Origin of the sequence: Micromonospora andamanensis (assembly GCF_016863495.1) — a bacterium.
Taxonomy (GTDB): Bacteria; Actinomycetota; Actinomycetes; order Mycobacteriales; family Micromonosporaceae; genus Micromonospora; species Micromonospora andamanensis.
Genome location: NZ_BOOZ01000005.1, coordinates 106,489 through 128,813, shown reverse-complemented (window position 1 = coordinate 128,813; position 22,325 = coordinate 106,489). Strand labels below are relative to the sequence as shown.

The 22,325-nt window shown below is 70.6% G+C and carries 25 protein-coding genes and 1 tRNA gene; 14 read left to right on the top strand and 12 right to left on the bottom strand.

Annotated features, from left to right (window positions below; translation table 11 throughout):
- Positions 1-117: 117 nt before the first annotated feature.
- The 4 genes from Van01_RS07180 to Van01_RS07165 all read left to right on the top strand — a co-directional run bounded on the left by Van01_RS07180 (position 118) and on the right by Van01_RS07165 (position 2,184).
- Positions 118-190, top strand: a tRNA-Thr gene (locus Van01_RS07180).
- Positions 191-358: 168 nt separating this feature from the next.
- Complete coding sequence (locus tag Van01_RS07175) at positions 359-874, top strand: SigE family RNA polymerase sigma factor (RefSeq protein WP_204002427.1); 516 nt, start codon at positions 359-361, stop codon at positions 872-874.
- Complete coding sequence (locus Van01_RS07170; protein ID WP_204002422.1) at positions 871-1,512, top strand: hypothetical protein; 642 nt, start codon at positions 871-873, stop codon at positions 1,510-1,512. Before Van01_RS07175 ends, Van01_RS07170 begins: the two co-directional genes overlap by 4 nt.
- Positions 1,513-1,770: 258 nt before the next feature.
- On the top strand, positions 1,771-2,184 hold the full coding sequence (locus tag Van01_RS07165) for a hypothetical protein (RefSeq protein WP_204002421.1): 414 nt from the start codon (positions 1,771-1,773) through the stop codon (positions 2,182-2,184).
- Here Van01_RS07165 and Van01_RS07160 read toward each other — a convergent pair.
- Genes Van01_RS07160 through Van01_RS07150 form a run of 3 tightly spaced genes read right to left on the bottom strand, consistent with a single transcriptional unit; the run spans position 2,149 to position 4,329 of the window.
- The gene (locus tag Van01_RS07160) at positions 2,149-2,562 is read right to left on the bottom strand and encodes a DUF4260 domain-containing protein (RefSeq protein WP_204002418.1); all 414 of its coding nucleotides are present in this window, start codon (positions 2,560-2,562) and stop codon (positions 2,149-2,151) included. The genes Van01_RS07165 and Van01_RS07160 overlap by 36 nt on opposite strands.
- Before the next feature lie 13 nt (positions 2,563-2,575).
- Positions 2,576-3,181 (bottom strand): response regulator transcription factor, encoded by a 606-nt coding sequence (locus tag Van01_RS07155; RefSeq protein WP_204002416.1) that lies wholly within the window; start codon positions 3,179-3,181, stop codon positions 2,576-2,578.
- Positions 3,178-4,329, bottom strand: a complete 1,152-nt coding sequence (locus Van01_RS07150) for a sensor histidine kinase (protein WP_204002414.1) — start codon at positions 4,327-4,329, stop codon at positions 3,178-3,180. Before Van01_RS07150 ends, Van01_RS07155 begins: the two co-directional genes overlap by 4 nt.
- A gap of 108 nt (positions 4,330-4,437) precedes the next feature.
- Between Van01_RS07150 and Van01_RS07145 the strand changes: the two genes are divergently transcribed.
- The 3 genes from Van01_RS07145 to Van01_RS07135 all read left to right on the top strand — a co-directional run bounded on the left by Van01_RS07145 (position 4,438) and on the right by Van01_RS07135 (position 6,834).
- Positions 4,438-5,319 carry an ABC transporter ATP-binding protein gene (locus tag Van01_RS07145; RefSeq protein WP_204002412.1) on the top strand — a complete coding sequence of 294 codons (882 nt, stop codon included), beginning with the start codon at positions 4,438-4,440 and terminating at the stop codon, positions 5,317-5,319.
- 26 nt (positions 5,320-5,345) lie between these two features.
- Positions 5,346-6,065 carry an ABC transporter permease gene (locus Van01_RS07140; protein ID WP_204002410.1) on the top strand — a complete coding sequence of 240 codons (720 nt, stop codon included), beginning with the start codon at positions 5,346-5,348 and terminating at the stop codon, positions 6,063-6,065.
- 85 nt (positions 6,066-6,150) lie between these two features.
- On the top strand, positions 6,151-6,834 hold the full coding sequence (locus Van01_RS07135; RefSeq protein WP_204002409.1) for a GOLPH3/VPS74 family protein: 684 nt from the start codon (positions 6,151-6,153) through the stop codon (positions 6,832-6,834).
- On the opposite strand, the gene Van01_RS07130 is transcribed toward Van01_RS07135, so the two are convergent.
- On the bottom strand, positions 6,831-7,448 hold the full coding sequence (locus tag Van01_RS07130) for a pyridoxamine 5'-phosphate oxidase family protein (RefSeq protein ID WP_204002407.1): 618 nt from the start codon (positions 7,446-7,448) through the stop codon (positions 6,831-6,833). The two genes, Van01_RS07135 and Van01_RS07130, sit on opposite strands and share 4 nt — an antisense overlap.
- 150 nt (positions 7,449-7,598) lie before the next feature.
- Between Van01_RS07130 and Van01_RS07125 the strand changes: the two genes are divergently transcribed.
- From Van01_RS07125 to Van01_RS07115, 3 genes are read left to right on the top strand one after another with little or no spacing between them, the layout of a single operon-like run.
- Positions 7,599-8,105, top strand: coding sequence for a DUF2231 domain-containing protein (locus Van01_RS07125; RefSeq protein ID WP_204002405.1), 507 nt, complete (start codon positions 7,599-7,601; stop codon positions 8,103-8,105).
- Positions 8,102-8,635, top strand: coding sequence for an Hsp20/alpha crystallin family protein (locus tag Van01_RS07120; protein WP_204002402.1), 534 nt, complete (start codon positions 8,102-8,104; stop codon positions 8,633-8,635). Before Van01_RS07125 ends, Van01_RS07120 begins: the two co-directional genes overlap by 4 nt.
- 8 nt (positions 8,636-8,643) lie before the next feature.
- Positions 8,644-9,741, top strand: coding sequence for a glycosyltransferase family 9 protein (locus Van01_RS07115; protein ID WP_204002399.1), 1,098 nt, complete (start codon positions 8,644-8,646; stop codon positions 9,739-9,741).
- Positions 9,742-9,743: 2 nt separating this feature from the next.
- On the opposite strand, the gene Van01_RS07110 is transcribed toward Van01_RS07115, so the two are convergent.
- On the bottom strand, positions 9,744-10,616 hold the full coding sequence (locus Van01_RS07110) for a glycosyltransferase family 2 protein (protein ID WP_204002397.1): 873 nt from the start codon (positions 10,614-10,616) through the stop codon (positions 9,744-9,746).
- Positions 10,613-12,553, bottom strand: coding sequence for a D-glycero-beta-D-manno-heptose 1-phosphate adenylyltransferase (rfaE2, locus tag Van01_RS07105; protein ID WP_204002395.1), 1,941 nt, complete (start codon positions 12,551-12,553; stop codon positions 10,613-10,615). The genes Van01_RS07110 and rfaE2 overlap by 4 nt, the downstream gene beginning before the upstream one ends.
- A gap of 147 nt (positions 12,554-12,700) precedes the next feature.
- Here rfaE2 and Van01_RS07100 point away from each other — a divergent pair, with 147 nt between their 5' ends.
- Positions 12,701-13,249, top strand: a complete 549-nt coding sequence (locus Van01_RS07100; RefSeq protein WP_099847847.1) for a type 1 glutamine amidotransferase domain-containing protein — start codon at positions 12,701-12,703, stop codon at positions 13,247-13,249.
- Between the two features lie 114 nt (positions 13,250-13,363).
- Here the strand turns inward: Van01_RS07100 and Van01_RS07095 are convergent, their stop codons facing one another.
- Positions 13,364-13,855: an NUDIX domain-containing protein gene (locus tag Van01_RS07095; RefSeq protein ID WP_093404100.1), complete on the bottom strand. Its 492-nt coding sequence runs from the start codon at positions 13,853-13,855 to the stop codon at positions 13,364-13,366.
- A 70-nt stretch (positions 13,856-13,925) separates the two neighbouring features.
- On the opposite strand from Van01_RS07095, the gene Van01_RS07090 reads away from it, so the two are divergent.
- Positions 13,926-15,560, top strand: coding sequence for a fatty acid--CoA ligase (locus Van01_RS07090; RefSeq protein ID WP_204002535.1), 1,635 nt, complete (start codon positions 13,926-13,928; stop codon positions 15,558-15,560).
- Between the two features lie 183 nt (positions 15,561-15,743).
- Here the strand turns inward: Van01_RS07090 and Van01_RS07085 are convergent, their stop codons facing one another.
- From Van01_RS07085 to ku, 5 genes are all read right to left on the bottom strand, one after another.
- Positions 15,744-16,754 (bottom strand): NADPH:quinone reductase, encoded by a 1,011-nt coding sequence (locus Van01_RS07085; protein WP_204002384.1) that lies wholly within the window; start codon positions 16,752-16,754, stop codon positions 15,744-15,746.
- Positions 16,755-16,795: 41 nt separating this feature from the next.
- A complete protein-coding gene (locus Van01_RS07080; RefSeq protein ID WP_204002380.1) occupies positions 16,796-17,452 on the bottom strand; it encodes an HAD family hydrolase in 657 nt (218 codons plus the stop codon).
- 82 nt (positions 17,453-17,534) lie between these two features.
- The gene (locus Van01_RS07075; RefSeq protein ID WP_204002534.1) at positions 17,535-18,359 is read right to left on the bottom strand and encodes an SCO6745 family protein; all 825 of its coding nucleotides are present in this window, start codon (positions 18,357-18,359) and stop codon (positions 17,535-17,537) included.
- Positions 18,360-18,545: 186 nt separating this feature from the next.
- A complete protein-coding gene (locus tag Van01_RS07070) occupies positions 18,546-19,187 on the bottom strand; it encodes an FKBP-type peptidyl-prolyl cis-trans isomerase (protein ID WP_204002366.1) in 642 nt (213 codons plus the stop codon).
- A gap of 198 nt (positions 19,188-19,385) precedes the next feature.
- Positions 19,386-20,393 carry a non-homologous end joining protein Ku gene (gene ku, locus Van01_RS07065; protein ID WP_204002363.1) on the bottom strand — a complete coding sequence of 336 codons (1,008 nt, stop codon included), beginning with the start codon at positions 20,391-20,393 and terminating at the stop codon, positions 19,386-19,388.
- An 85-nt stretch (positions 20,394-20,478) separates the two neighbouring features.
- On the opposite strand from ku, the gene ligD (Van01_RS07060) reads away from it, so the two are divergent.
- Both ligD (Van01_RS07060) and ligD (Van01_RS07055) read left to right on the top strand, forming a co-directional pair.
- Entirely contained in the window at positions 20,479-21,420 is a 942-nt protein-coding gene (gene ligD / locus Van01_RS07060) for a non-homologous end-joining DNA ligase (RefSeq protein WP_204002354.1), read from the top strand.
- Entirely contained in the window at positions 21,410-22,321 is a 912-nt protein-coding gene (gene ligD, locus Van01_RS07055; protein WP_204002352.1) for a non-homologous end-joining DNA ligase, read from the top strand. The genes ligD (Van01_RS07060) and ligD (Van01_RS07055) overlap by 11 nt, the downstream gene beginning before the upstream one ends.
- The last annotated feature ends 4 nt before the right edge of the window (positions 22,322-22,325 follow it).

Sequence of the window (22,325 nt, the reverse complement as noted above, 5' to 3'; positions counted from 1 at the left end):
TAGTGCGGCCCGGGTGACCCGACGACCCCGGAAACGCCCCGGGTGCCCGGTTCGTTCGGCCCGGGAGCAATCCCGCGCAGCTGTGGACCGATGCGTGCCGTACACTTGAGCACCGTTGCCGCCTTAGCTCAGTCGGCAGAGCGACGCACTCGTAATGCGTAGGTCGACGGTTCGATTCCGTCAGGCGGCTCGGTAAAGAAGCCCAGGTCGATGACCTGGGCTTCGCCGTTTTTCAGGTCGACAACCCGCGAAGGGGACCTGTTCGGCGCGGCCGAAGCATTGGGGCCTTCACTCTCCGCCATGCAACCCCGTTCGCTCGCGAATCGTCAGGGGGCTGTGAGAGTGAAGGAGAGACTGTGTGAAACGTGACCGTGACGAGCAGTTCCACAGCTTCGTGCTCAGCCGGCGCTCCGGGCTGGTACGAACAGCGACGCTGCTGACCGGTGGTGACGCGCATCTGGCCGAGGATCTGGTCCAGTCCACGCTTACCAAGCTGTACGTCGCCTGGCCGGCGGTCCAGCGGGCGGACAACATCGAGGGCTACCTGCGCCGGACCCTTGTCAACGCGCTCACCGACGAACGCCGTCGGTGGTGGCGCCGCCACGAACGCTCGGTGGCGGAACTTCCGGACCGTTCCCGCGCTGAAGCGGGCAGCGCCGGCGACCTCGACGACGGCCTGCGCGCGGCCCTACGTGACCTGCCACCAAAGATGCGCGCCGCAGTGGTTTTCCGCTACTTCTACGACCTTTCCGTAGCCGACACCGCCGACGCCCTCGGCTGCTCCGAGGGAACGGTGAAAAGCCAGACTGCCCGCGCCCTGGACCGGTTGCGGGCCGCCCTTGACGAATCTTCCCTGACAGGAGTCACCCGATGATGGATCTGCACGACCGGCTCGACCGGATCGCCGGCCCAGTCTCCGAGCCGTCGGCCGCCGAGGCCGACGCCGACCTGGCCCGGGGCCGCCGGGCGCTGCGCCGCCGCCGGTCCGCCCGCGCGCTCGGTACCTCAGCCTTCGCGGTCGCCGCGCTTGCCGTCGCCGTCACCATCGGTACCCAGGCCGGCCCGACCACCACCACTCCCGACAACGCGCCGGCCCCCGTCGTGGCTGCCCGCCTGGTGGCCTACGAGGGCAAGCAGCCTCAAGGTTTCACGATCGACAAGGTTCCAGCGGGCTGGGAGATCCAGGGCGGCAGCACCAGCGAGCTGACGATCGCTCCGAAGAACGCGGCGGACAAGAACCCGATGGCGTTCATCGGCAAGATCGGCATTATGTTGCAGTCGGCGAGCGACCGCTCCACCCCGACCGGTACGCAACTTGACGTCGGTGGCAAGCCTGGCGTGCTCAATAACGGCGATGGCACCGGTCACGGCAAGAACCTGTGGGTCAAGCAGCCCGACGGCGTCTGGATGCTTGTGCAGATCTGGGACGCCCGCGGCTGGACCCAGCAGGACATCATCGAGTTCGCCGACGGCATCCAGGTCCAGCCGGGGGTCGAACGCATGGTCGGCTGACGTCCGTCGTCCGCCGCGCACCTGCTCAAGGTGCGCGGGGGGCGAGGCGGGACGACCCGGCTTGATCGCCGATCATGGCCTGGGCCTTTCGGCTGCCCTCGCCAGGCTGAGCAGCCGAACGAGCCAAGCGGACCCGCGGATGCCGCGAGAGAGGTCTTGTTCGAGCCGACTAACGTCTCGGCCATGCCTCTCTCGGGCCGCAAACGGCGGCGAGCGTCCCGCTTACCGCTGTGGCCCAGGTTCACCATATTTGGCGTCATGACCTCGACTGCGCTTCTCCTGGCGGGCCTGTTCGCCGATCTGGGGCCGCCGCCGCCGGCTGGCGAGTTGGTCCCCGGCACCGTGGTCTCCGTCGAGGCCGACCGCAGCGGACGTCCTGTCTCGGCCCTGCTGTCGATCGATTCGAGCGACGGACCGGTCTACTGCGGCATTTACCGGGAGGCGTTTCCCGGAGAGCACATCCCGCCACCACAGACGCGGCTGACGGTGGACTACACGCCCACCGCCTGTGCCCCAGCCCCGGTATCGCGCGAGCTGCCCCGTTGGCTGCTCCTCTCGACGGGCGGTGGCGGACTGGCCCTGATGGCGGCCTACCTGCACCGAGCCCGACCGATCACCTGGGGTCGATTCATGGAGTCATGGACCCGGGGCTACATCGGGCGGGGCGCCTAGCTTGGCCTTTCCGATCCGGCCGAGGTGGGTGTGCTCGAACCCCTCGGTGGTCTTGAGGCCGTAGCCGAGGGCGCGGTCGACGGCGATGTGGAACGCCCACGCGATGGCGAGAATGCCGAGCCAGTCGATCGGGTCACGGAATGCGGCGAAGGCCACCGCTACCGCGCCGAGCAACGCCGGCAGCGCGTAGGAGTGCACCAGGTTGTAGCAGGCGGCACCCACCCTCGGACCGCGCAGATAGCCGACCATCGAGAGGTCGAAGACCAGGAAGAGGGCGAGCAGCCACCACCACGCGTACCCGACGGCGACGGTGACCACGACGGCGAAGGCTGCCACGACAACGCCCTCGATGCGCTGCGTCTGGACCGGGTTCAACATCCGACAACTCCTGTCACAGCCAGTCGTGTTCGCGGGCGTAGCGCGCGGCCTCGTGGCGGGTGTGGGTCTGGGTCTTCTGCATGGCGTTGGAGAGGTAGTTGCGGACGGTGCCCTGCGCGAGATGGAGCCGGGCGGCGATGTCGGCCACCGAGTAGCCCTCGCTCGTCACCCGTAGCACGTCGAGTTCACGCTCGGTGAGTGGGCAGTCGTCGACGATGGCGAGCGCGGACACGTCCGGGTCGATCCACCGTTTGCCCGCGTGCAGGTCGGTGATGACCGAGGCGATGTGGCCCGGCTCGGCCGACTTGCTGACGAAGCCCTGGACGCCTAGCTTCAGCGCCTTGCGCAGTACGCCGGGCCGGGCGTGCCGGGTCAGCATGAGGACCACCTGCTCCGGTCGGCCGCGACGGATCTGCGTGATCGCGCCGAGGCCGTCCACGCCGGGCATTTCCAGGTCGATGACGAGCACGTCGGGCTGGTGTCGCAGGGTTGCCGCGACGGCGGTTTCGCCGTCGGTCGCCTCGGCGACGATGTCGATGTCGCCTTCGAGTGGAAGCAGCGCGGCCAGCGCCTTGCGCAGCAGGGCCTCGTCGTCAGCGAGCACGATGGTGGTGGTCATCGGTCATCCTCCGCAACGCCGCCGGTGGCAGCATCGGCCCGAGCGGGCGGGAACCTCGCGGCGGTCAGGAAGCGCCCGTCCTGCTGTTCCACGGCCAGCTCGCCACCGTCGGCCGCCACCCGTTGCCGGAGGCTGGACAACCCTCTGAGCTCGGGCAGCGTATCGCCGCTCACGCCGTCGTTGACGATCGCGATGCCGGATTCGGAGAGCGTGATCTGCACCTGGGTGGCCTGTGCGTGACGCAGGATGTTCGTGGTGGTCTCGCGCAGGACCTGGCCGAGCAGTTCGCTGCTGCGCGGGCCCACCTCGGCCTCCCGGGTCACCCGGACCCGGATGCCCGCCGCCTCGAACAGGTTCTTCGCATTCTCGAGTTCAGCCGAGAGGTTGAGCCGGCGCTGGGCGTACGCCAGCTCCTTGGTCTGGGTGATGGTGTCACTCACCAGAGCGTACGTCTCGCGCAGTTCCTTTTCGGCTCGATCGGCGTCGCGGAGCACCAGCTTCTGCGCCAGGGCGATCTTCAGCTTGACCACGTGCAGGGTGTGACCCTGGATGTCGTGCAGATCGCTGGCGAAGCGGACGCGTTCGCGGATGACCGCGAGCTCCGCCTCCCGCTCCCGGGCGTGATCCAGCTCCCGGATGAGGTCGTAGAAACGTTCGCCGATGACCGTGAGGACGGTCACCAGGATGGTGAGGCCCGTCGGGACGAGGACGTAGGTGATCAGGACGCCGCGTACGTCGTCCTGCTGCACCAGGAGTCGAGCCGCACCGACGGCGGCGACGTAGGTGAACAGTCCGACCGCTGCCAGGGTCCGGCGTCGTACCTGGCGCAGGGCCAGGGACCCCACCGCGCAGATACCCCAGTAGGCGTTGGGGCTGCCGGTCAGCAGCACCCCGAGCGGCCACACCACAGCCCCGACGACCGTGCAGGGCAGAGCGACCCGGGCGAGGTCGTCTGCCGTCCAACGTTCGAAGGCCACCACGGCCGCCACGGCACCCGGGACCAGGACGATGAAATGCCACCAGGTGCGCGCGTCGGTGGCCAGGAGAACCACAGCGGCGAACACGACAGGCGGCAGTGACGTGAGGAGATTGATCCGGCGCAGCCGCTTCTGCGTCGTCTTGGTGAAGGCCGGCGATCTCGCGGTCACCCAGCCAGTATTCCCACGTACCGGCGGGAGGAGCAGTGACACCACGTCACATGTACCCGTGACGTGACGCCACTGATGGATCGGAGCGACCGCTGCTGTCATTGGGGTATGTCCACGACACCAGTGATCGAAGTCGAACGCCTCAACGTCAAGTACGGCGACTTCCACGCCGTGAAGGACCTTTCGTTCGAGGTCCGGCGTGGCGAACTGTACGCGCTGCTCGGCACGAACGGGGCGGGGAAGACCTCGACCCTGGAGACCATCGAAGGGCACCGGGCGCCGACCTCCGGCACCGTGCGCGTCTTCGGACATCACCCGGGTGACCGCCGGGTGGTACGCCCCCGGATGGGGGTGATGCTCCAAGAGAGTGGTTTCTCCCCGGACCTCACGGTACGTGAGTCGGTCCGGCTGATCGGCACCCTCACCCGGCGGAGCGACGATGTCGACCGGGTGCTCGACGTCGTCGACCTCATCGGCAAGGCCGGCCGGAAGGTGTCCCAGCTCTCCGGCGGTGAGAAGCGGCGGCTGGACTTCGCCACAGCCGTCTACGGCACCCCGGAGCTGATCTTCCTGGACGAGCCGACCACCGGCCTGGACGTCCAGTCCCGCGACCACCTGTGGACGACTGTCGACCGGCTCCGGGAGAACGGCGCGACGATCGTGCTCACCACGCACTACCTGGAGGAGGCGCAGCAGCGCGCCGACCGGATCGGGCTCATGCACGAGGGCACCTTCCACCGGGAGGGCACGGTCTCCGAGCTGACCCGCACCCTGCCGGCGGTGATCCGCTTCTCGGTGCCGCCGACGGCACCGGCGCTGCCGTTGCAGGCCGCCACGAACGGCGACGGCAAGGTCGCGATCGAGACCTTCGGCCTCCAGAAGGACCTGCACATCCTGCTCTCCTGGGCGCAGGACCACGCGGTGGAACTGCGGGACCTGGAGGCCGGGCCGACCCGACTCGACAACGTCTTCCGCGCCATCAGCGGCTGACCCGTTTCCCGAGAGGAATCCCTTCTGTGTTTCCCATCGCGTTCAGCGAGCTGATCCAGATCTTCCGGAACCGGCTGGTGCTGGTCACTAGCTTCATCATCCCGGTGGTCGTCTCCGGGTACTTCGTCCGTCAGCACGAGACCTTCGCGAGCCTCGGCAGCCTCGGCTACATCGCGGCGATCGTGCTGTTCACAGTGGCCGCGTTCGGGCTCTACGCCACGACCGTGACCACCCTGGCGTCCCGGCGGCAGAACCTGTTCCTCAAGCGGCTGCGCTCCACGGCCATCGGGGACACCGGCATCATCGCCGGCCTGCTGCTGCCCGCCACAGTCGTCGCCGTGGTGCAGGTCGCCGCGATCCTGACCGCCCTGGCCATGGTCGCCGGCGGGCCGGCCAACATACCCCTGCTGGTGGTGGCGATCGTCGCGACCGTGGCCATGCTGCTCGGTCTGGGGCTGGCCACCGCCGGCCTGACGAACTCACCCGAGCACGCCCAGGTCACCACCCTGCCGGTCACCCTCGGCGTGATCGGCGTGACCAGTTGGGTGGGCATCAGCGGCACCGAGGATCTCGCCCTGCTCAAGCGGCTGCTACCCGGTGGTTCCGCCACCGAGATGGTGATGAACGCCTGGAACGGCGGCGTCGCCGTGACCGACTCCCTGCTCCTGCTGGGCCCGACGCTGGGCTGGGTCGTCGTGGCCGTCGTGCTGGCCCGCCGCCTGTTCAGCTGGGAGCCCCGCCGCTGAGGCGGCGAGCACGCCGCCGTTGACCCCGACCGACCGTTCGACCCGGTGCACACTGCGCTGGAAGACGTACGACGAAGGAGTGACAGTGACCGCTGAGACGAGGCAGTCCGGATCGCCGACCCTGGTGGAGGACCTTCTGCTGCTGCTGTTCCAGCCGAGATCGGGCACCATCGCCGGCGAGAACACCCTCTTCTACGTCCTCGCCGGAGCCGTCCTCGCCGATCTCGCCCTCAACGAGCAGGTGACAGTGGCGGACCGGCGCAAGGTGCGGATCGTCGAGGGTCACGCACCCTCGGACGACCTGCTCCGATCGGCGTGGGACTACCTCTCCGAGAAACCCCGAGGCGTGCAGACGGCGCTCGCCGCGATCGGCCCTGAGCTACGCAAACCGGTGTTGGGGCGGCTCATCGAACGCGGCGACATCCGCCAGGAGGACCGTAAGGTGCTCGGCCTGTTCCGTACCACAGCACTACGCGACGGTGGCAACGGACGCCGCGCACGCCTGCTGGAGCAGGTTCGGCGGGTCCTCGTGGACGGAGCGGAACCGTCGGTGCGGGTAGCCGCGCTGGCGGCCCTGCTGTCGGGCAGCGGAACTCTGCCCCAGTTCTACCGCGACATTCCCTGGAGCACACCCGTGATCAAACGCGCCAAGGAACTTGAGCAGGGCAACTGGGGAGCCGGCGCCGCAGCGGAGGCCGTGACCCGGACCATGACCGCGACCGTCGTCAACAGTGTCATCGTCACCACCACGGTGATCCCGCGAAGCTAGGTGTAGAGGTTTGCGGCGTACTGGGGGCCGTAGTGACGTTCGAGGTCGGCGAGGGTCTCCGCCGGAGCCTCGACCTCCTTGATCAGCCGGGCCCGGCTGGGCAGCGGGTCCGGCGGCCAGGTCTCCGGCTGCCACAGCTGGGACCGGAGGAACGCCTTCGCGCAGTGGTAGAAGATCTGCTCGATCTCGACCACCACCGCGAGCACGGGCCGGTGTCCCTTGACCGCCATGTCGTCGAACCAGGGCGCGTCACGCAGCAGCCGTGCCCGGCCGTTGATCCGCAGGGTGTCGGTGCGCCCGGGAATGAAGAAGATCAGGCCGACGTGCGGGTTCGCCAGGATGTTGCGGTAGCCGTCGGCCCGCTTGTTGCCGGGGCGCTCCGGAATGGCGATGGTCCGGTCGTCGAGCACCAGGGCGAAACCCGCGGGGTCGCCCTTGGGGGAGACGTCGCAGGTGCCGTCCGCCCCGGCGGTGGCCACCAGGCAGAACGGCGAGGCGGCGAGCCACTGCCGGTCACGCTCGTGCAGCCGGGTGCGCTCCTTGGCGACTGCGCGGGGAGCCGGGGTGCCGAGCAACTCGGTCAATTCGGCTGCGGATGTGATCTCCACCGTCACTGGGTGCCTCCCCGTGGAGTTGACCGTGGTGGCGGCACCCGGGCGGGAAACCGCCACGGTCAGTCTAGTCGCGCCCGGCCGCGAGGTTTGTGCCCCGATGACCGGGGTACCGCCCAACGAGCGCCATCGGAGAGCAGTGGAGGCCCGGAGATGGAGAGTCGGCTCAAGATCCTGGGTCACCCCGTCCATCCGATGCTTGTGATGTTTCCGTTCGCCCTGCTCGTCACCGCCGTGCTCTTCGACGTCATCGACACGGTCGGCGGGCCGGACTTCCTCGGCGAGGTGGCGTACTGGAACCTCACAGTCGGTCTGATCGGTGGCCTGCTGGCTGCGGCGGCCGGGACGTTCGACCTGCTGGCCATCCCGTCGGGTACCCGGGCCAAGCGGGTGGCGCTGACCCACGCCGCCGCGAACGTCGCGGTGATCCTGCTCTTCGCCGCCGTCTGGGCGGTACGACTCAACGCCGACTCACGGGGTGCGGGCGGGGCGCTTGTCGCCATCGAGGTGGTGGCGCTCGGCATTCTCGGCGTCGGCGGCTGGCTGGGCGGCGAACTCGTCGACCGGCTCGGCGTCGGGGTCGACCGGGACGCGGGCCTCGACGCGCCCAGTTCCTTGCGGCCGGGGGCCGCCAGTCAACGGATGGGAGATGTGCGATGACCAGGCCGGGACGCGGTTGGCGAGGCGGTCAGCAGGGCTGGGACCCGATGGGCGAGTTGCAGTCGCTGCGCGCCGAGTTGAGCCGGCTGGTCGGTGGTCGACCGGGGCCGCCCGAGGTGGAGATGGGTGAGACAAGCGACGGCTGGGAGGTGATCGTCCGGCTGCCCGGTGTCGCTCCGGAGGAGGTCGCGGTGGAGTTGGACGACCGTGAACTGTGCGTACGGGCACGCACGGAGGCCGAGGTCAACGCCGACCACGGGATCCCCGGCGGGTTCGAGACCCGGGGCTTCGAGTACCGCGTGCAGTTGCCGTCGCGGGTGGACCCGCAGGCCATCGACGCGCTCATGGACCACGGCCTGCTGCGGGTACGGCTGCCCCGGGCGAACCGACCTGAACCGCGCACCATCACCGTCGGCCGTACCGGTCCACGTGCCGCGGGTCCGCCCGGTGGTGTACCGAGCAGCTTCGACCCGGCGGCGGACCGGGAACTGCACCAGCCGGACGTCGCCACCGGCGAATCCGACCGGTAGCGCGCCGAGTGGCCCTGCTGGAAGAGGCCGCCGAACGGGTACCCGAAGTGGCCCGGATCGCCGTGCTGCGCGCCAACGCGCTGGGTGACTTCATCTTCGTGCTGCCGGCGTTGGAGGCGCTGCGGGCCGCGTACCCGCAGGCGGAGATCGTGTTGCTAGGTGCGCCCTGGCACGCGCAGCTGTGGCGCGACCGGCCGGGCCCGGTCGACCGGGTCCTCGTGGTGCCTCCCGCGCCGGGGATCCGGACAGCGACCGCTGGCGAACCCGAGTCCAGCGTCGTCGATTTCCTGGCCGCAGCTCGCGCGGAACGCTTCGACCTGGCGCTGCAACTGCACGGTGGTGGGGCCAACTCCAACCCGCTGGTGGCCGCGCTCGGTGCCCGGGTCACCGCCGGCCTGCGGGCGGAGGACGCGCCGCCACTTGACCGTTGGCTGCGCTACGTCTACTACCAGCACGAGGTGATCCGCTATCTGGAGGCGGTGGCGCTTGTGGGTGCGCCGGCCACCACCGTCACCCCGGCGCTGCCGGTCACCGATGCCGACCGGGCCGAGGCGCGGACGGTGCTCGGCGATCCGGAACGCCCCCGGGTGGCGTTGCATCCGGGGGCTACCGACACCCGCCGTCGCTGGCCCGCCGACCGCTTCGGGCAGGTGGCCCGGACGCTGCACACCGACGGGTACGAGGTGCTGGTCACCGGCACCCCCGCCGAGCAGGACGTGGTCGACCAGGTGGTCGCCGCCGCAGGTGTGCCGGTCCGTCCGCAGGTGGGCACGCTCAGCCTGGGCGGGTTGGCCGGTTGTTACGCAGGGTGCGAGCTGGTCGTCTCCAACGACACAGGTCCACTGCACCTGGCCGCCGCCGTCGGTACCCCCACCGTCGGCATCTTCTGGGTCGGCAACCTCATCACCACCGCTCCCGTGCTGCGGGGACGGCACCGGCCGATCACCTCGTGGACCGTGCACTGCCCGGTCTGCGGCGTGGACTGCACCCCCGGCATCTACCCGCACCGTCCGGGCGACGGCGACTGCCCGCACCGCGACTCCTTCGTCACCGACGTGCCGCTGGCCGAGGTGCTCGAAGCCGCCCGCGAACTGCTGTTCCGCTGAGATCAGGCGTCCGGGTCCGGGTCGGCGAGGACGACCTCCCACGCCTCCACGTCGCGTTCGGTGACGGTGGTCGGCGACTCCAGGTGGTAGGCGCCGCTGGGCAGGACGCCGGCGCCGCCGTGGCGCGCCAGCACGGCGAGCTGCGCGGCGACGTCCTCCCCCTGGTGGCGCGTCGGCACCCGCCGCCAGAAGTCGAAACCGCCGGCGTCGATCAGCTTGACCCGGTCGTAGAGCACGCACCCGCCGACCCAGGAGACCTGGTACGCCCGCCAGTCCCCCTCCGGCAGCGCGAGCGACGCGGTGACGTGCAGCAGGTTCGCCGCGGAGTGGATCTGCGCCCGGTCCCAGTCGGGTGTGCCCGGCCGGACCCGCTCCGGGACTGGCCGGCCGTTCCACTCCCGGTAGTGCCGGTGCGTGTGTGGCCGTACGTCGTCCAGGTAGGACAGGCCGTGCACCCCGTTGCCGACGAAGCCGCAGCCCAGTTCGCCGATCGCGGTCACCAGCCGGCGCAGCGCCCCCGGTTCCAGCCAGACGTCGTCGTCGAGGAAGAGCACGTACCGGGCGGCGGAGGCGGCGAGCAGGAAGCTGCGGTGCTCGGCGAGCCCACGCCGGGGCAGCCGTCGGGTGAGCAGCACCGGATGCCCTCGGTGACGCAGCGCCCGGACCATGGTGGCCGCTGCCGGGTGGGCGTACCCGGGGTCGCCGTCGGACTGGTCGCTTACCACCACCCCGAATCCCGGCACCCCCTCCTGGGCGGCGAGCCCGGAGAGGGTGACGGCGAGTTCAGTGGGACGGTCGCGGGTCGGGACGAGCACGTCGACCAGCCGATCGGCGCGGAACTGCGCGGGCGTGCCGGCGTCGAGGGGTCGGTTCACTGCGCCTTGCCGGTCAGCGGCGGCGCGTCCGCACCGGTCGTGGCGGTGGTGCCGGTGGTCTCCACCCCGGACGCGGGCGTGGTCGGCCCGGCCTCCGCGCCGGTCACGCCCTCCTGACCGTACGCGCGGATCCGGTCGATGATCGCCGAGGTGGACCGGTCCGGCACGTACCCCAGGGTGCGGACCTGGCCGCCCAGCCGTTGCACGAGCGGCGCTTCCGGTACCAGTTCGGGCGGGTAGTCGCCGCCCTTGACGTAGACGTCCGGCCGGACCGCTTCGATGAGGGCGGCCGGCGAATCCTCCTCGAACACCACCACGTGGTCGACGCAGGCAAGTGCGGCGAGCAGGGCGGCACGGTCCTCGATCGGGTTCACCGGCCGGTCCGCACCCTTCAACCGGCGTACGCTGCCGTCGGAGTTGACCGCCACCACCAGCAGGTCGCCGAGGGCGCGCGCCTGTTCCAGGTAGCGCACGTGTCCCCGGTGCAGGACGTCGAAGCAGCCGTTCGTGAAGACGACCGAGCGGCCGGCGCGCCGGTGCTCGGCGACGATCTCCGTCAGGTACCCGGTGTCGACAAGCACCTGCCGGCCGTCGGGTGTCGGTCGGCCCAGCGCGGCCAGCAGGTCCTCGCGGCGGCACACGCAGGTGCCGGTGCCGGCGACGGTGCTGGTCGCGGCGAGCTGGGCCAGTTGGGCGGCGGTGGACAGCGGAGCGTCGGCGGCCAGCGCCAGTGTCATCGCCGCCAGGTACGCGTCACCGGCACCGACGGCATGACTGGCCGGCACCGGTGTGCTGTGGCTGCGGGCGGGCTCGCCGTCGACGCCGCCGACCACCGCTCCCTCGGTGTCCAGGGTCACCGCGACCACTGCCGCGCCGGTGTGGGCGCGCAGTTCGGCGAGCCGGGACTCGGCCAGGACGGCCCGGTCCACGCCCGCACCGACCTCGGCGTTCACTGTCACCCCGGTGCCGGTCACGCTGAGCCCGTCGCGGGTCATCGCCACCCGGCTCTCACCCGGGGTGGGTTCACCTGTGGGCCCGTCGGTGCGCCGCATCCCCGCCGCACCGGGTGCCGTTCCCACGGTCAGCTCGGAAGGCCCGTCCGTCGGGTCGACCTCGGGATGGGCCAGGTGCAGCTCGCGGCCACTCGTCGAGGCACCGTCCCCGGCCGATCGGGTCCCGGCACCGGCCGGGCTAGCGGTACCGGCCGGGCTAGCGGTACCGGCCGGGTCGGTGGTCGGCCCGGCCAGGCCCGCGCGGGCGAGCAGCCGGGTGGCCTCCGCGAAGCTCGGGGTCACCACCGTCGGAGCGAGGCCCCGCCAGTCGGCGAGGTCGTGGGCGTCGAGCGCGACAGTGGCGTACCGGTCCCGGTGCTCGACCAGCCAGGCGCGTACCGGCGCGGGCAGGGCACCCAGGCCGTAGTCGCAGACCACGAGCGCCGGGGCTTCGCCTCCGCTGGCGGCCCGCAACTCCTCGCTCGCGCAGTCCAGGGCGGTGAGCAGGCAGTCCACCCCCACGTCGCTGAGCGGGTCGTCCGGGTCGCCGGAGTCCTCCCGCAACAGGATCTGGTCGCCGGCGAGCATCCGCCGCTTGACCGGGGTGGGCCGCCCGGGCTGGCTGACCGTGCGGTCCCAGACACCGGCCCGGTCGAGGCAGTCGTGCAGCTCGTCGCCGGCCGCGTCGGCCCCGACCGGAGCCACGAGCACGGAGCGTCCGCCAAGCGTGGCGATGTTGACGGCGGTGTTGGCGGCGCCGCCCGCCGCCGTGATGCGGCGGCGCAGGGTGAGGACCGGGGCGGGGGCCTCCCGGCACAACCGGTCGGAGTCGGCGAACCGCCACTCGTCGAGCATGGCGTCGCCGATCACCAGGACCGGACGCCCGAGCCAGCTCTGCACGACGTCGGCGAGCCGGAGCTGTTCCGCTGCTGCTGCTCGTGCCATGCCGGCGGTTCCCCTCCGGTCGGCGGGGTCAAACCTGCCGGCCGGGCACCCGCCGACGACGACGTGCGGTGGGCCACCGCTGCGCCGCGTTTCGTGACGTCGGTGTCGGGAACGGATACGGACGAAACCCCCGGAGAGGAGAACACCATGGCAGCGACGTTGCAGGGTAAGCGGATCGCCTTCCTGGCCACCGACGGCGTGGAGGAGGTCGAGTACGTCCAGCCGCGTCAGGCCGTCGAGCAGGCCGGCGCGACCGCCGAGCTGGTGTCGATCAAGCCGGGGAAGATCACGTCCTTCGAACACCTGGACCCCTCCACCACGTACGAGGTGGATGTGCGCGTGGCCGACGCGGATCCCGCCCGGTACGACGCGCTGGTCCTGCCCGGCGGGGTGGCCAACCCGGACTTCCTGCGTACCGATTCCGACGCGGTCCGGTTCGTGCGGTCGTTCTTCGACGCCGGCAAGCCGGTCGGGGTGATCTGCCACGGCCCGTGGACGCTCGTCGAGGCCGATGTGGTGCGGGGTCGTCGGCTGACCAGTTGGCCGAGCCTGCGTACCGACCTGGTCAACGCTGGCGCGGAGTGGGTCGACGAGCAGGTCGTGACTGACAACGGACTGGTCAGCAGCCGTAAGCCGGACGACCTGCCGGCCTTCTGCGCCAAGATCGTCGAGGAGTTCGCCGAGGGCAAGCACTGACCCGTACGCCGATCCCCCGCGCGATCTTGCAGTTTCCGTCGCCGAATTGCCATGTATAAGGCGAATGTCGCGACAGAAAGTGCAAGATCGCCGGGGTGGCGGGCGGGGGTGGCGCTATTTCAGGATCAGGCGGTTGGTTTGTTCGAAGACGTCCAGGTCGGCAAGGGTCTCCAGGACGCTGGCCGAGAGGGGTTGGGGCATCGCCTCGCGGTGGAAGAAGCCCGCGTCGATGGTCTCGTCGGTGACCCGGGCCAGTCGGCCGTCCCACTCCTCCACGCGGAACGCGGTGGTGAAGATCTGATAGGTGTGGCCGTACATGTTCGTGTGGGTGCGGTCCGGGCCGGTGTAGAGCGCGAAGGCACTCACCCGCAGCGCCCGCAGCCCGGTCTCCTCGCGTACCTCCCGTACGGCGCAGTCCGCGATCGACTCGCCAAGCTCCATCGCACCGGCGGGCAACGCCCACTGCCCGTTGTCGGAGCGGCGGATCAGCAGGATGCGGGCCGAGTTGTCGCGCACCACGGCTCGCGCGCCGACGAACATCAGCGTCCGGTCGCCGGCCAGGGCGCGCAACTGCCCGACGTACGAATCAGCCCAGGAGATGCTCACCCGGACAACTTACGGGGGTTCCCAACGTGTGACCGGCGACACTAATTTGTTACCCATGCGTAGCACGATGATGGACGCCCCTCTTCAGGTCTCCCGGATCCTCGAACACGGCGCCACCGTGCACGGCACGGCCGAGGTGGTGACGTGGACCGGCGGCGAGCCGCGCCGCAGCACGTACGCGGAGGTCGGACGGGACGCCGCCCGGCTCGCGCACGCCCTGCGGGCGGAGTGCGGGGTGACCGGCGACGAGCGGGTCGCCACCTTCATGTGGAACAACACCGAGCATCTGGTGGCGTACTTCGCCGTGCCCAGCATGGGTGCGGTGCTGCACACGCTCAACATCCGGCTCTTTCCCGACCAGGTCACCTACATCGCCAATCACGCCGAGGACCGGGTGGTGCTCGTCGACTCGACGCTGATCCCGCTGCTGGCGAAGTCGCTCGGTGACATGACGAGCGTGCGACACGTGGTGGTGGTCGGCGGTGGCGATCCCGCTCCCCTGGTGGCGGCGGCGGGCGACCGGATCGCCGTACACCACTGGGACGCGCTGCTGGCCGGGCGGCCGGAGGTGTACGACTGGCCCGAGGTGGACGAGCGCGACGCCGCCGCCCTCTGCTACACCTCCGGCACCACCGGCAACCCCAAGGGGGTGGCCTACTCGCACCGCTCGATCTACCTGCACTCGTTGCAGATCTGCATGCCGGAAGGGTTCGGGCTCGGGCCGACCGACCGCGAGTTGGCCATCGTGCCGATGTTCCACGCGATGTCGTGGGGACTGCCGTTCGCGGCCTTCCTCTCCGGCGCGTCGCTTGTGATGCCGGACCGCTTCCTCCAGGCTGCGCCGATCGCCGAGATGATCGCCGCTGAGCGGCCGACCCTGGCCGGTGCGGTGCCGACCATCTGGACCGATCTGCTGTCCTACCTGGACAGCCACGACGTCGACACCGCATCGCTCAAGGAGGTGATCGTCGGTGGTTCGGCCTGCCCGCCGTCGCTTATGCACGCGTTCGACGAGCGGCACGGCGTCGACGTGATCCACGCCTGGGGGATGACCGAGATGTCGCCGCTGGGCTCGGTCGCCCGCCCGCCGGCTGGCGCGACCGGAGACGAGGCGTGGCGGTACCGGTACACGCAGGGGCGGGTGCCGGCGGGGGTGCGGGCCCGGATCGTGGGCCCGGCCGGGGAGCCGCTGCCCGCCGACGGGACCTCGGTCGGTGAGCTGGAGGTCCGTGGGCCGTGGATCACCGAGCGGTACGTCGGCGACGACGCGCCGGACCCGGAGAAGTTCCGTGACGGCTGGCTGCGTACCGGTGACGTCGGCACCCTGTCGGCGGACGGCTACATCACCCTCACCGACCGGGCCAAGGACGTGATCAAGTCCGGTGGGGAGTGGATCTCCTCGGTGGAGCTGGAGAACGCGTTGATGGCCCACCCGGCGGTGCTGGAGGCCTGCGTGGTGGGCGTACCGGACCAGCGGTGGGACGAACGACCGCTGGCGACCGTGGTGCTCCGGGAGGGTGCCTCGGCGACCCCTGAGGAGTTGCGCGAGTTCCTGGCCGGATCGGTGGCGCGCTGGCAGTTGCCGGAGCGCTGGGCGTTCGTCGAGGCGGTGCCGAAGACGAGCGTCGGCAAGTTCGACAAGAAGGTGGTGCGCTCTCGGTACGCCGACGGCGGCCTCAATGTGCGGGAACTGGCCACGCCGTAACGTTTTTCGGCGCATCATCGCCGTTGGGAGTGGTGGCCTGAACAGACCTCTCTCCGGTGGGCGGCCCCGGCGTTCGCACCGCGCCGGGGCCGCCCGTTCCTTGCGGGGCGACCCGCAACGCCAGTATTGCGAAACTTGTTCGCCTCTGTCCTGAGGACGGCGAAAAATCCCAGGTCAGACCGCCTACTCGCGGGCGCTGAGCAGCACCTTGCCGACCACCGAGTCCTCCACCGCCTGATGCGCGGCAGCGGTCGCCGACAGCGGGTAGGAGTGCAACGGCAGGCCAGCCTCCTCACCCACCCGGATCCCGCCCTGGGCGGCTGCCGCCGCGACGTCCACCACCGCCTGCGCCTTGGCCGCCTTCGGCATCGTGTAGACAAGGACGAACTGCCAGCGGGCGTTCGGCGCCATCAGCGGACGGATCGGCAGCGTCACCTCGTCGCCGCCGTCGTTCGCGTACACGCAGACCACCCCGCCCGGGCGCAGCAGCCGTACGTCGGTGGCCGCGTTGCGGGCGGGGGAGACCTCCACGATGCCGTGCACCCCGTCGGGTGCGAGCTTGCGGACCTCCTCCACGACGTCCTGCTCCCGATAGTTGACAACCGCCGAGGCGCCGGCCGCCGCAGCCAGTTGAGCCTTCTCGGCGCTGCTCACCGTGGCGATCACACAGGCGTCGGCCCAGGCCGCAAGCTGGATCGCCGCGTTGCCGACGGCACCCGCCCCGCCCTGCACCAGCACCGTGTGATCGCTCAGCGCACCCGGGCGCAGGCTGTCCGGCAGATACTCACCGGCGGTCAGGCACCGGTGCGCCGTCAGAAACGGGATGCCCAGGCAGGCGCCCAACTCGAAAGACGCGTCGCCGAGGCGTACCACCTGGCGGACCGGAACCACCGTGTACTCGGCGGCGGTGCCCCAGGGCCGCTGCCAGGCAGCCTCCCAGATCCACACCCGTTCGCCGATCAGCTCCCGGTCGACGCCCTTGCCGACCGCCTCGACCACCCCGGCGCCGTCCTGGCCGGGCGTCTGCCAGCCGGCCGGCAGCGGACCCTGCCGACGCGACTTCCAGTCCGTCGGATTCACCCCGGAGACCGCGACCCGCACCAGCACGTCACCCGGACCGGGTTCCGGCACCGGACGTTCGACCAGCTGGAGCACCGAGGGGTCACCGGTGCGCTCGTACACCATCGCCTTCATGCCACCGACCGTAGGCGGGCCGGGGATCGCCCGGTGCCGGTTCAGCCCAGCCGGTCGACGACCTCCGGGGTCAGCTCGTCGATCGAGTCCAGCACCGTCACGGCCAGCCGTCGAGCGTCGGAATCCAACGGGTACGCACCGTGCGGCACCGCCACCACCGCCATCCCGGCGGCAGCCGCCGAACGGATCCCGTTGGAGGAGTCCTCCACCGCCACGCAGCGCGTCGGGTCGAGGCCGAGTCGCCGGGCGACGCTCAGGTAGACGTCCGGGGCCGGCTTGCCGCGCTCGGTCTCCTCTGTCGACAGGGTGCTGCGGAACGCGTCGGTCAGGTCGGTGGCGGCCAGCGCCGCGGCGATCAGCCGGGTCGGCGAGGAGCTGGCCAGCCCCAGGGGCCACCGCGCGGCCAGCCGGCGGACCACGTCGACAGCACCGTCGATCACCGGCACCCGGGCCGCGTACCGGCGGGCCATCTCCTCGACCACCTCGGCGGCGACCTGGTCGGCGGTACGCCGCACTCCCAACTCGTCGCTGAGGTACCGGGCCCACTCGCCGGTGCTCATGCCCATCAGCCGACGCTGGGTGTCGTCCTGCCACTCACCCCCGTGTTCGGCCACATAGGCGCGCCGAACCTCCTCCCACACCGGCTCGGAGTCGACGATCACCCCGTCAAGGTCGAAAACCACCCCATCCACCGTCACACCTCCATCCTTCCCACCCGAGACCACGTTGATCAAGAAGTTCGCGTCGGCGATCCGGAGAAGTCTGACCCGAACCTCTTGGTCAACTCGCCAGGGGCGGTAGGCCGATGGGGCTGTCCGGCGGGATGACCGTGTGGGCGGCGCGGGCGATGGGGTCGAGCAGGTCGCGTAGGCGGTGCGCGCGGTCGGGGCCGAGGGTGAGCCAGGGGCGGGCGGCGGCGAGGTCGGTGGCGTCCTCGATCGCCTGGAAAGCCGATCGTCCACGCTCGGTCGGCTTTCCGTCGGCGTCCAGCCAGCCACGCACGGTGAGCCGCTCGCGCGCCTGTGACCACTCCTGCTCCGACCACCCCCGGCCGAGCAGGTTGGCCGGGGGCATGTCGACAGCGACCCGCCAGGCCAGCGTCTCCACCGGGTCGAGATCGGCGGCGACAAGCGCCGCCACGTGCCCGTCGCCGCGATGTTCGCGCAGCGTGGTGGCGGCCTGCCAGAGCCGAGCCAGCGGATACTCACCCCGCGGCAGGGCCGCGTTCGCCGCACCGAGCACCCGGCCGCCGGTCTCGAGCCCGTCGGTCGCAGCCTCCAGTAGATCGGCGGCCTCGACGAGGTGCCGCTCGGGCAGCTCGTAGGTCAACTCGGCGAGCGCCTGCACCGCCCCGGTCAGCCGGGCCCGCAGCGCCTGGTCCGGCGTGGCCAGCTGCCACACCTCCGGCAGGGCCCGGATCACCATGTGCGGCGCGAAGTTGTAGAAGGCGGCGATCACCGGAGCCGGCCCGGTCGGCCCGAGTGGAGCGGCCCGACCGGCGAAGTAACCCCGCCAGTAGCCGCGCAGCCCGGCCGCTCCGTAGGCGGCGCGGGCGCGCGGGTGGAAGTACGTGACGGCATGCACCGGTTCGTAGTGCGTCCACATCAACCGGGCGGTCCGCCCGTCGGCGTCCACTGCCGTCACGTGTACCTCCGCGTTGGCTTCGATAAGCGTCCCGGGCGAAGGTGCCCGGGACGCTTGCCGAACCTACTGCCGGTCGGTGACCGTCCGGAAGCCATCTGTGGTCAACGGCATCGATGTTCCGTTGCTGTCGGGCGACCCGCCCGGGGCTCACTCGGCGGCGAGCACGTCCACCACGAAGCGCAGCGGGCCCGCCGGACGGCCGCCCCCAGCGTCCTCGCCGTACGCGTCCTCGGCCGGGATGTCGAGCTGCACCCGGCTGCCCACGGTCACGCCGACCAGGCCCTTGTCCCAGCCTGGGATGACCTGCCCGACCCCGATCGGGAAGGTGGCCGGCTGTCCCCGTTCCCAGGAGGAGTCGAACTCCTCGCCGTTCTCGTAGAAGACGCCCACGTAGTTGGTGGTGATCGACTGGCCGGCCGTGACCTTCGGCCCGGTGCCCTCGATCAGCGGGGTCACCGTCAGCTTGGTCAACTTGCCCTCGCCGGCGGTGACTGTCGGCTTGCTGCCCAGGGCGGGGTCAGCGCCCTCCGGCAGCTGCGGTGCGGGCGGGGCAGCCGCCGGAGGGTTTGTCGCCTCGGTCGGGGCGGACGGCGTACCGGCGGCCTGCTCGGGGGCATCGTCACCACCACGCTGGCCCACGATCACGAACACGGTGATCAGCACCGCCACGACGGCGATCCCGGCGAACGCGCCGGCCCAGGCCTGCCGGCGGCGCTTCGCCTCGGCTGCCTTCTGAGCCGCCAGCTGCTCGGCCAGCCGCCGCCGTGCCTTGGTCTCCTGCTCGCTCACGTCCTCGACTCCCTGCTGAGAGGTGTGGGATGGGTCCGGCCACGGGCAGCCGTCGCCGACACACGGTACCTGGTACCGGACGCACTTCCGACCATCGATGGTCCACACCGGCCGGCGCGGAGGCGCCGATCATGGAAGACCGGCCGTGCCGAAAGCACCGAAAGTGCCGAAAAGGCGTATCTGCGGGGCCTGGCCGGCCTAGGCGGACTTGCGCGGGGTGCTCTTCTTCGCGGCCTTCGTGGCCTTCTTCTCAGCGGTCTTCTTGGCCGGCTGTGCCTTCTTGGCGGTGGCCTTCTTCTCGGCGGTCTTCTTCGCGGGTGCCTTCCTGGCCGGCGCCTTGGCGGCCTTCTTCTCCGCCGCCTTCTTCTGCGCCGAGCGCGCCGACGAGATCGGAGTCGGCTCGGTGCCAGCACCGGCCGGTGCCTCGCCGCGAGCCGCCCGGGCCCGTTCCACGGACGCCTTCAACGCGGCCATCAGGTCAACCGCGGCGGCGGGCGCCTCCTCCACCTCCTCCGGCTGGACCACCTTGCGGCCCTCCACCTTCGCGTCGATGACCTCCTGCAACGCCGCCCGGTAGTCGTCGGTGAACTCGTCCGGGTGAAAGTCCCCGGCCATCGAGTCGATGAGCGAGGTGGCCATCGCCAACTCCGGTGGACGGACTTTCAGGTCCTCGTCGAGGAAACCGAAGTCCGGCTTACGGATCTCGTCGGGCCAGAGCATCGTGTTGAGCAGCAGCACACCCTCACGGACCCGCAGGGTGGCCAACTGCTCCCGCTGACGCAGCGCCACCTTGACGATCGCCACCCGCTCCGAGTCGGTCAACGCGTCCCGCAGGAGCAGGTACGGCTTGGTCGCGGTGCCCTCCGGCTCCAGGAAGTACGCCTTGTTGTAGAGGATCGGATCGACCTGCTCGGCCGGCACGAACTCCAGGACGTCGATCGCGTGGGAGGTGCTCAGCGGCAGGTCGGCGAAGTCCTCGTCGGTGAGGATGACCATCTCTCCGCCGCCGATGTCGTAGCCCTTGGCGATGTCGTCGTAGCTGACCTCCTCGCCGCAGACCTGGCAGGTGCGCTTGTACCGGATCCGTCCGCCGTCGGACCGGTGCACCTGGTGGAACCGAATGTCCTTCTCCTCCGTCGCGGAATACAGCTTCACCGCGATCGAGACCAGGCCGAACGACACGGCACCCTTCCAGATGGCCCGCATGCTGCGCTCCCTTCCCCGGTATCGACCATGCTCGCATCACAGCGAACCGGACGCGAGGTGTTCGGCCTGCTACTACAGTCGGCCTGTGCCCGGCGCGCCGCTCAAGCCGATGCTCGCGATGACCGGGCAGCTTCCGGCAGGTCCCGATTGGGCGTACGAGTTCAAGTGGGACGGCGTACGCGCGCTTGCCGACATCGCCGCCGGACGACCACGCCTGTACGCCCGCTCCGGCGTGGAGATCACCACCGCCTACCCCGAGCTGATCCCGCTCGGCGAGCAGGTCGACGATGTCCTGCTCGACGGCGAGGTGGTCCTCTTCGACCAGGCCGGTAGGCCGTCGTTCACCGCCCTGGCCGAACGGATGCACGTGCGCAACGCCGCGAAGGCGGCCCGGCTGGCGGCGACCGTGCCGGTCACGTACATGATCTTCGACGTGTTGCGGCTGGGCGGTCAGGACCTCACCGGCCTGCCGTACGCCAGGCGTCGTGAAACCCTCGACGGCCTGGTACTGGGCGCGGCGCGGTGGGCGGTGCCCCCGGTCTTCTCCGACGGGCCGGCCACCTACGAAGCGGCCGGTGAGCACGGCCTCGAAGGGGTGATGGCCAAGCGCATCGAGTCGGCCTACCGGCCGGGCGTACGTTCGCCGGACTGGGTCAAGGTCAAGCTGGAGGTGACAGGCGACTTCGTGGTCGGCGGCTGGCGGCCCGGCGCGCGGAAGATCGGCGGGCTGCTGGTCGGGGTACCCGGCGCCGACGGCCGGCTGATCTACCGGGGCCGGGTCGGCGGAGGGATCGGTGCGGCCCTCGAACGGGAACTGCTGCGCGAGCTGGAGCCGCTGCGCACCAGCGTCGTACCGTTCAGCGGCGACGTGCCCCGCGAGGATGCCCGAGGCGCGATCTGGGTAACTCCCCGGATCGTGGTGGAGGTGAAGTACGGCCAGCGCACCCCGGACGGGCGCCTGCGGTTCCCCAGGATCCTGCGGATCCGCCCGGACAAGCCCGCCGAGGAGGTCGACGATGCCGGCTGACCGATTCCCGGTCGAGGTGCACGGCCGCACGCTCGAACTGTCCAACCTGGACAAGGTCCTCTACCCGGCGGCCGGCTTCACCAAGGGCGAAGTGATCGACTACTACACCCGGATCGCCCCGGTGCTGCTGCCGCACCTGGCCGACCGGGCGCTGACCCGCATCCGTTACCCGAACGGCGTGGACGGCAAATCGTTCTTCGAGAAGAACGCCCCGGCCGCCACCCCCGGCTGGGTACGCACCGAGAACCTTCCCGTCCCCGGATCGAGCAAGGGTCGGGAGACGATCGACTACGTGGTCGCCGACGACCTGCCGACCCTTGTCTGGTTGGCCAACCTCGCCGCCCTGGAACTGCACACCCCGCAGTGGAAGATCGGCGCGCATCCCGACCTGATGGTGGTCGACCTGGATCCGGGCGCTCCGGCGTCACTGAAGCAGTGCTGCCAGGTGGCGCTGCTGCTGCGTGACCGGCTGGCCGCCGACGGCGTCGACGCCTACCCGAAGACCTCGGGCAAGAAGGGCATGCAACTCTGCTGCCCGATCTCCAGCACCCGGTCCGCGGACGAGGTGTCGGCCTACGCGCGGCGCGTCGCCCAGGAACTCGAACGCGAACAGCCCAGGCTCGTGGTGTCGAAGATGGCGAAGAACCTCCGGCCCGGCAAGGTCTTCATCGACTGGAGTCAGAACAACGCGGCGAAGACCACAGTGGCGCCGTACTCACTGCGCGCCCAGCCCGTCCCGTCGGTGTCGACGCCGCTGACCTGGGACGAGGTCTCCGCAGGTGCGGCGGGGCGACGGCCGGCCACCAGGCCGTACACCGCAGGTGAGGTGCTGGACCGGGTCGAGCGGCACGGCGACCTGCTCGCCCCGCTGCTCGACGGCGGCCCCGAACTGCCGGAGTAGACGA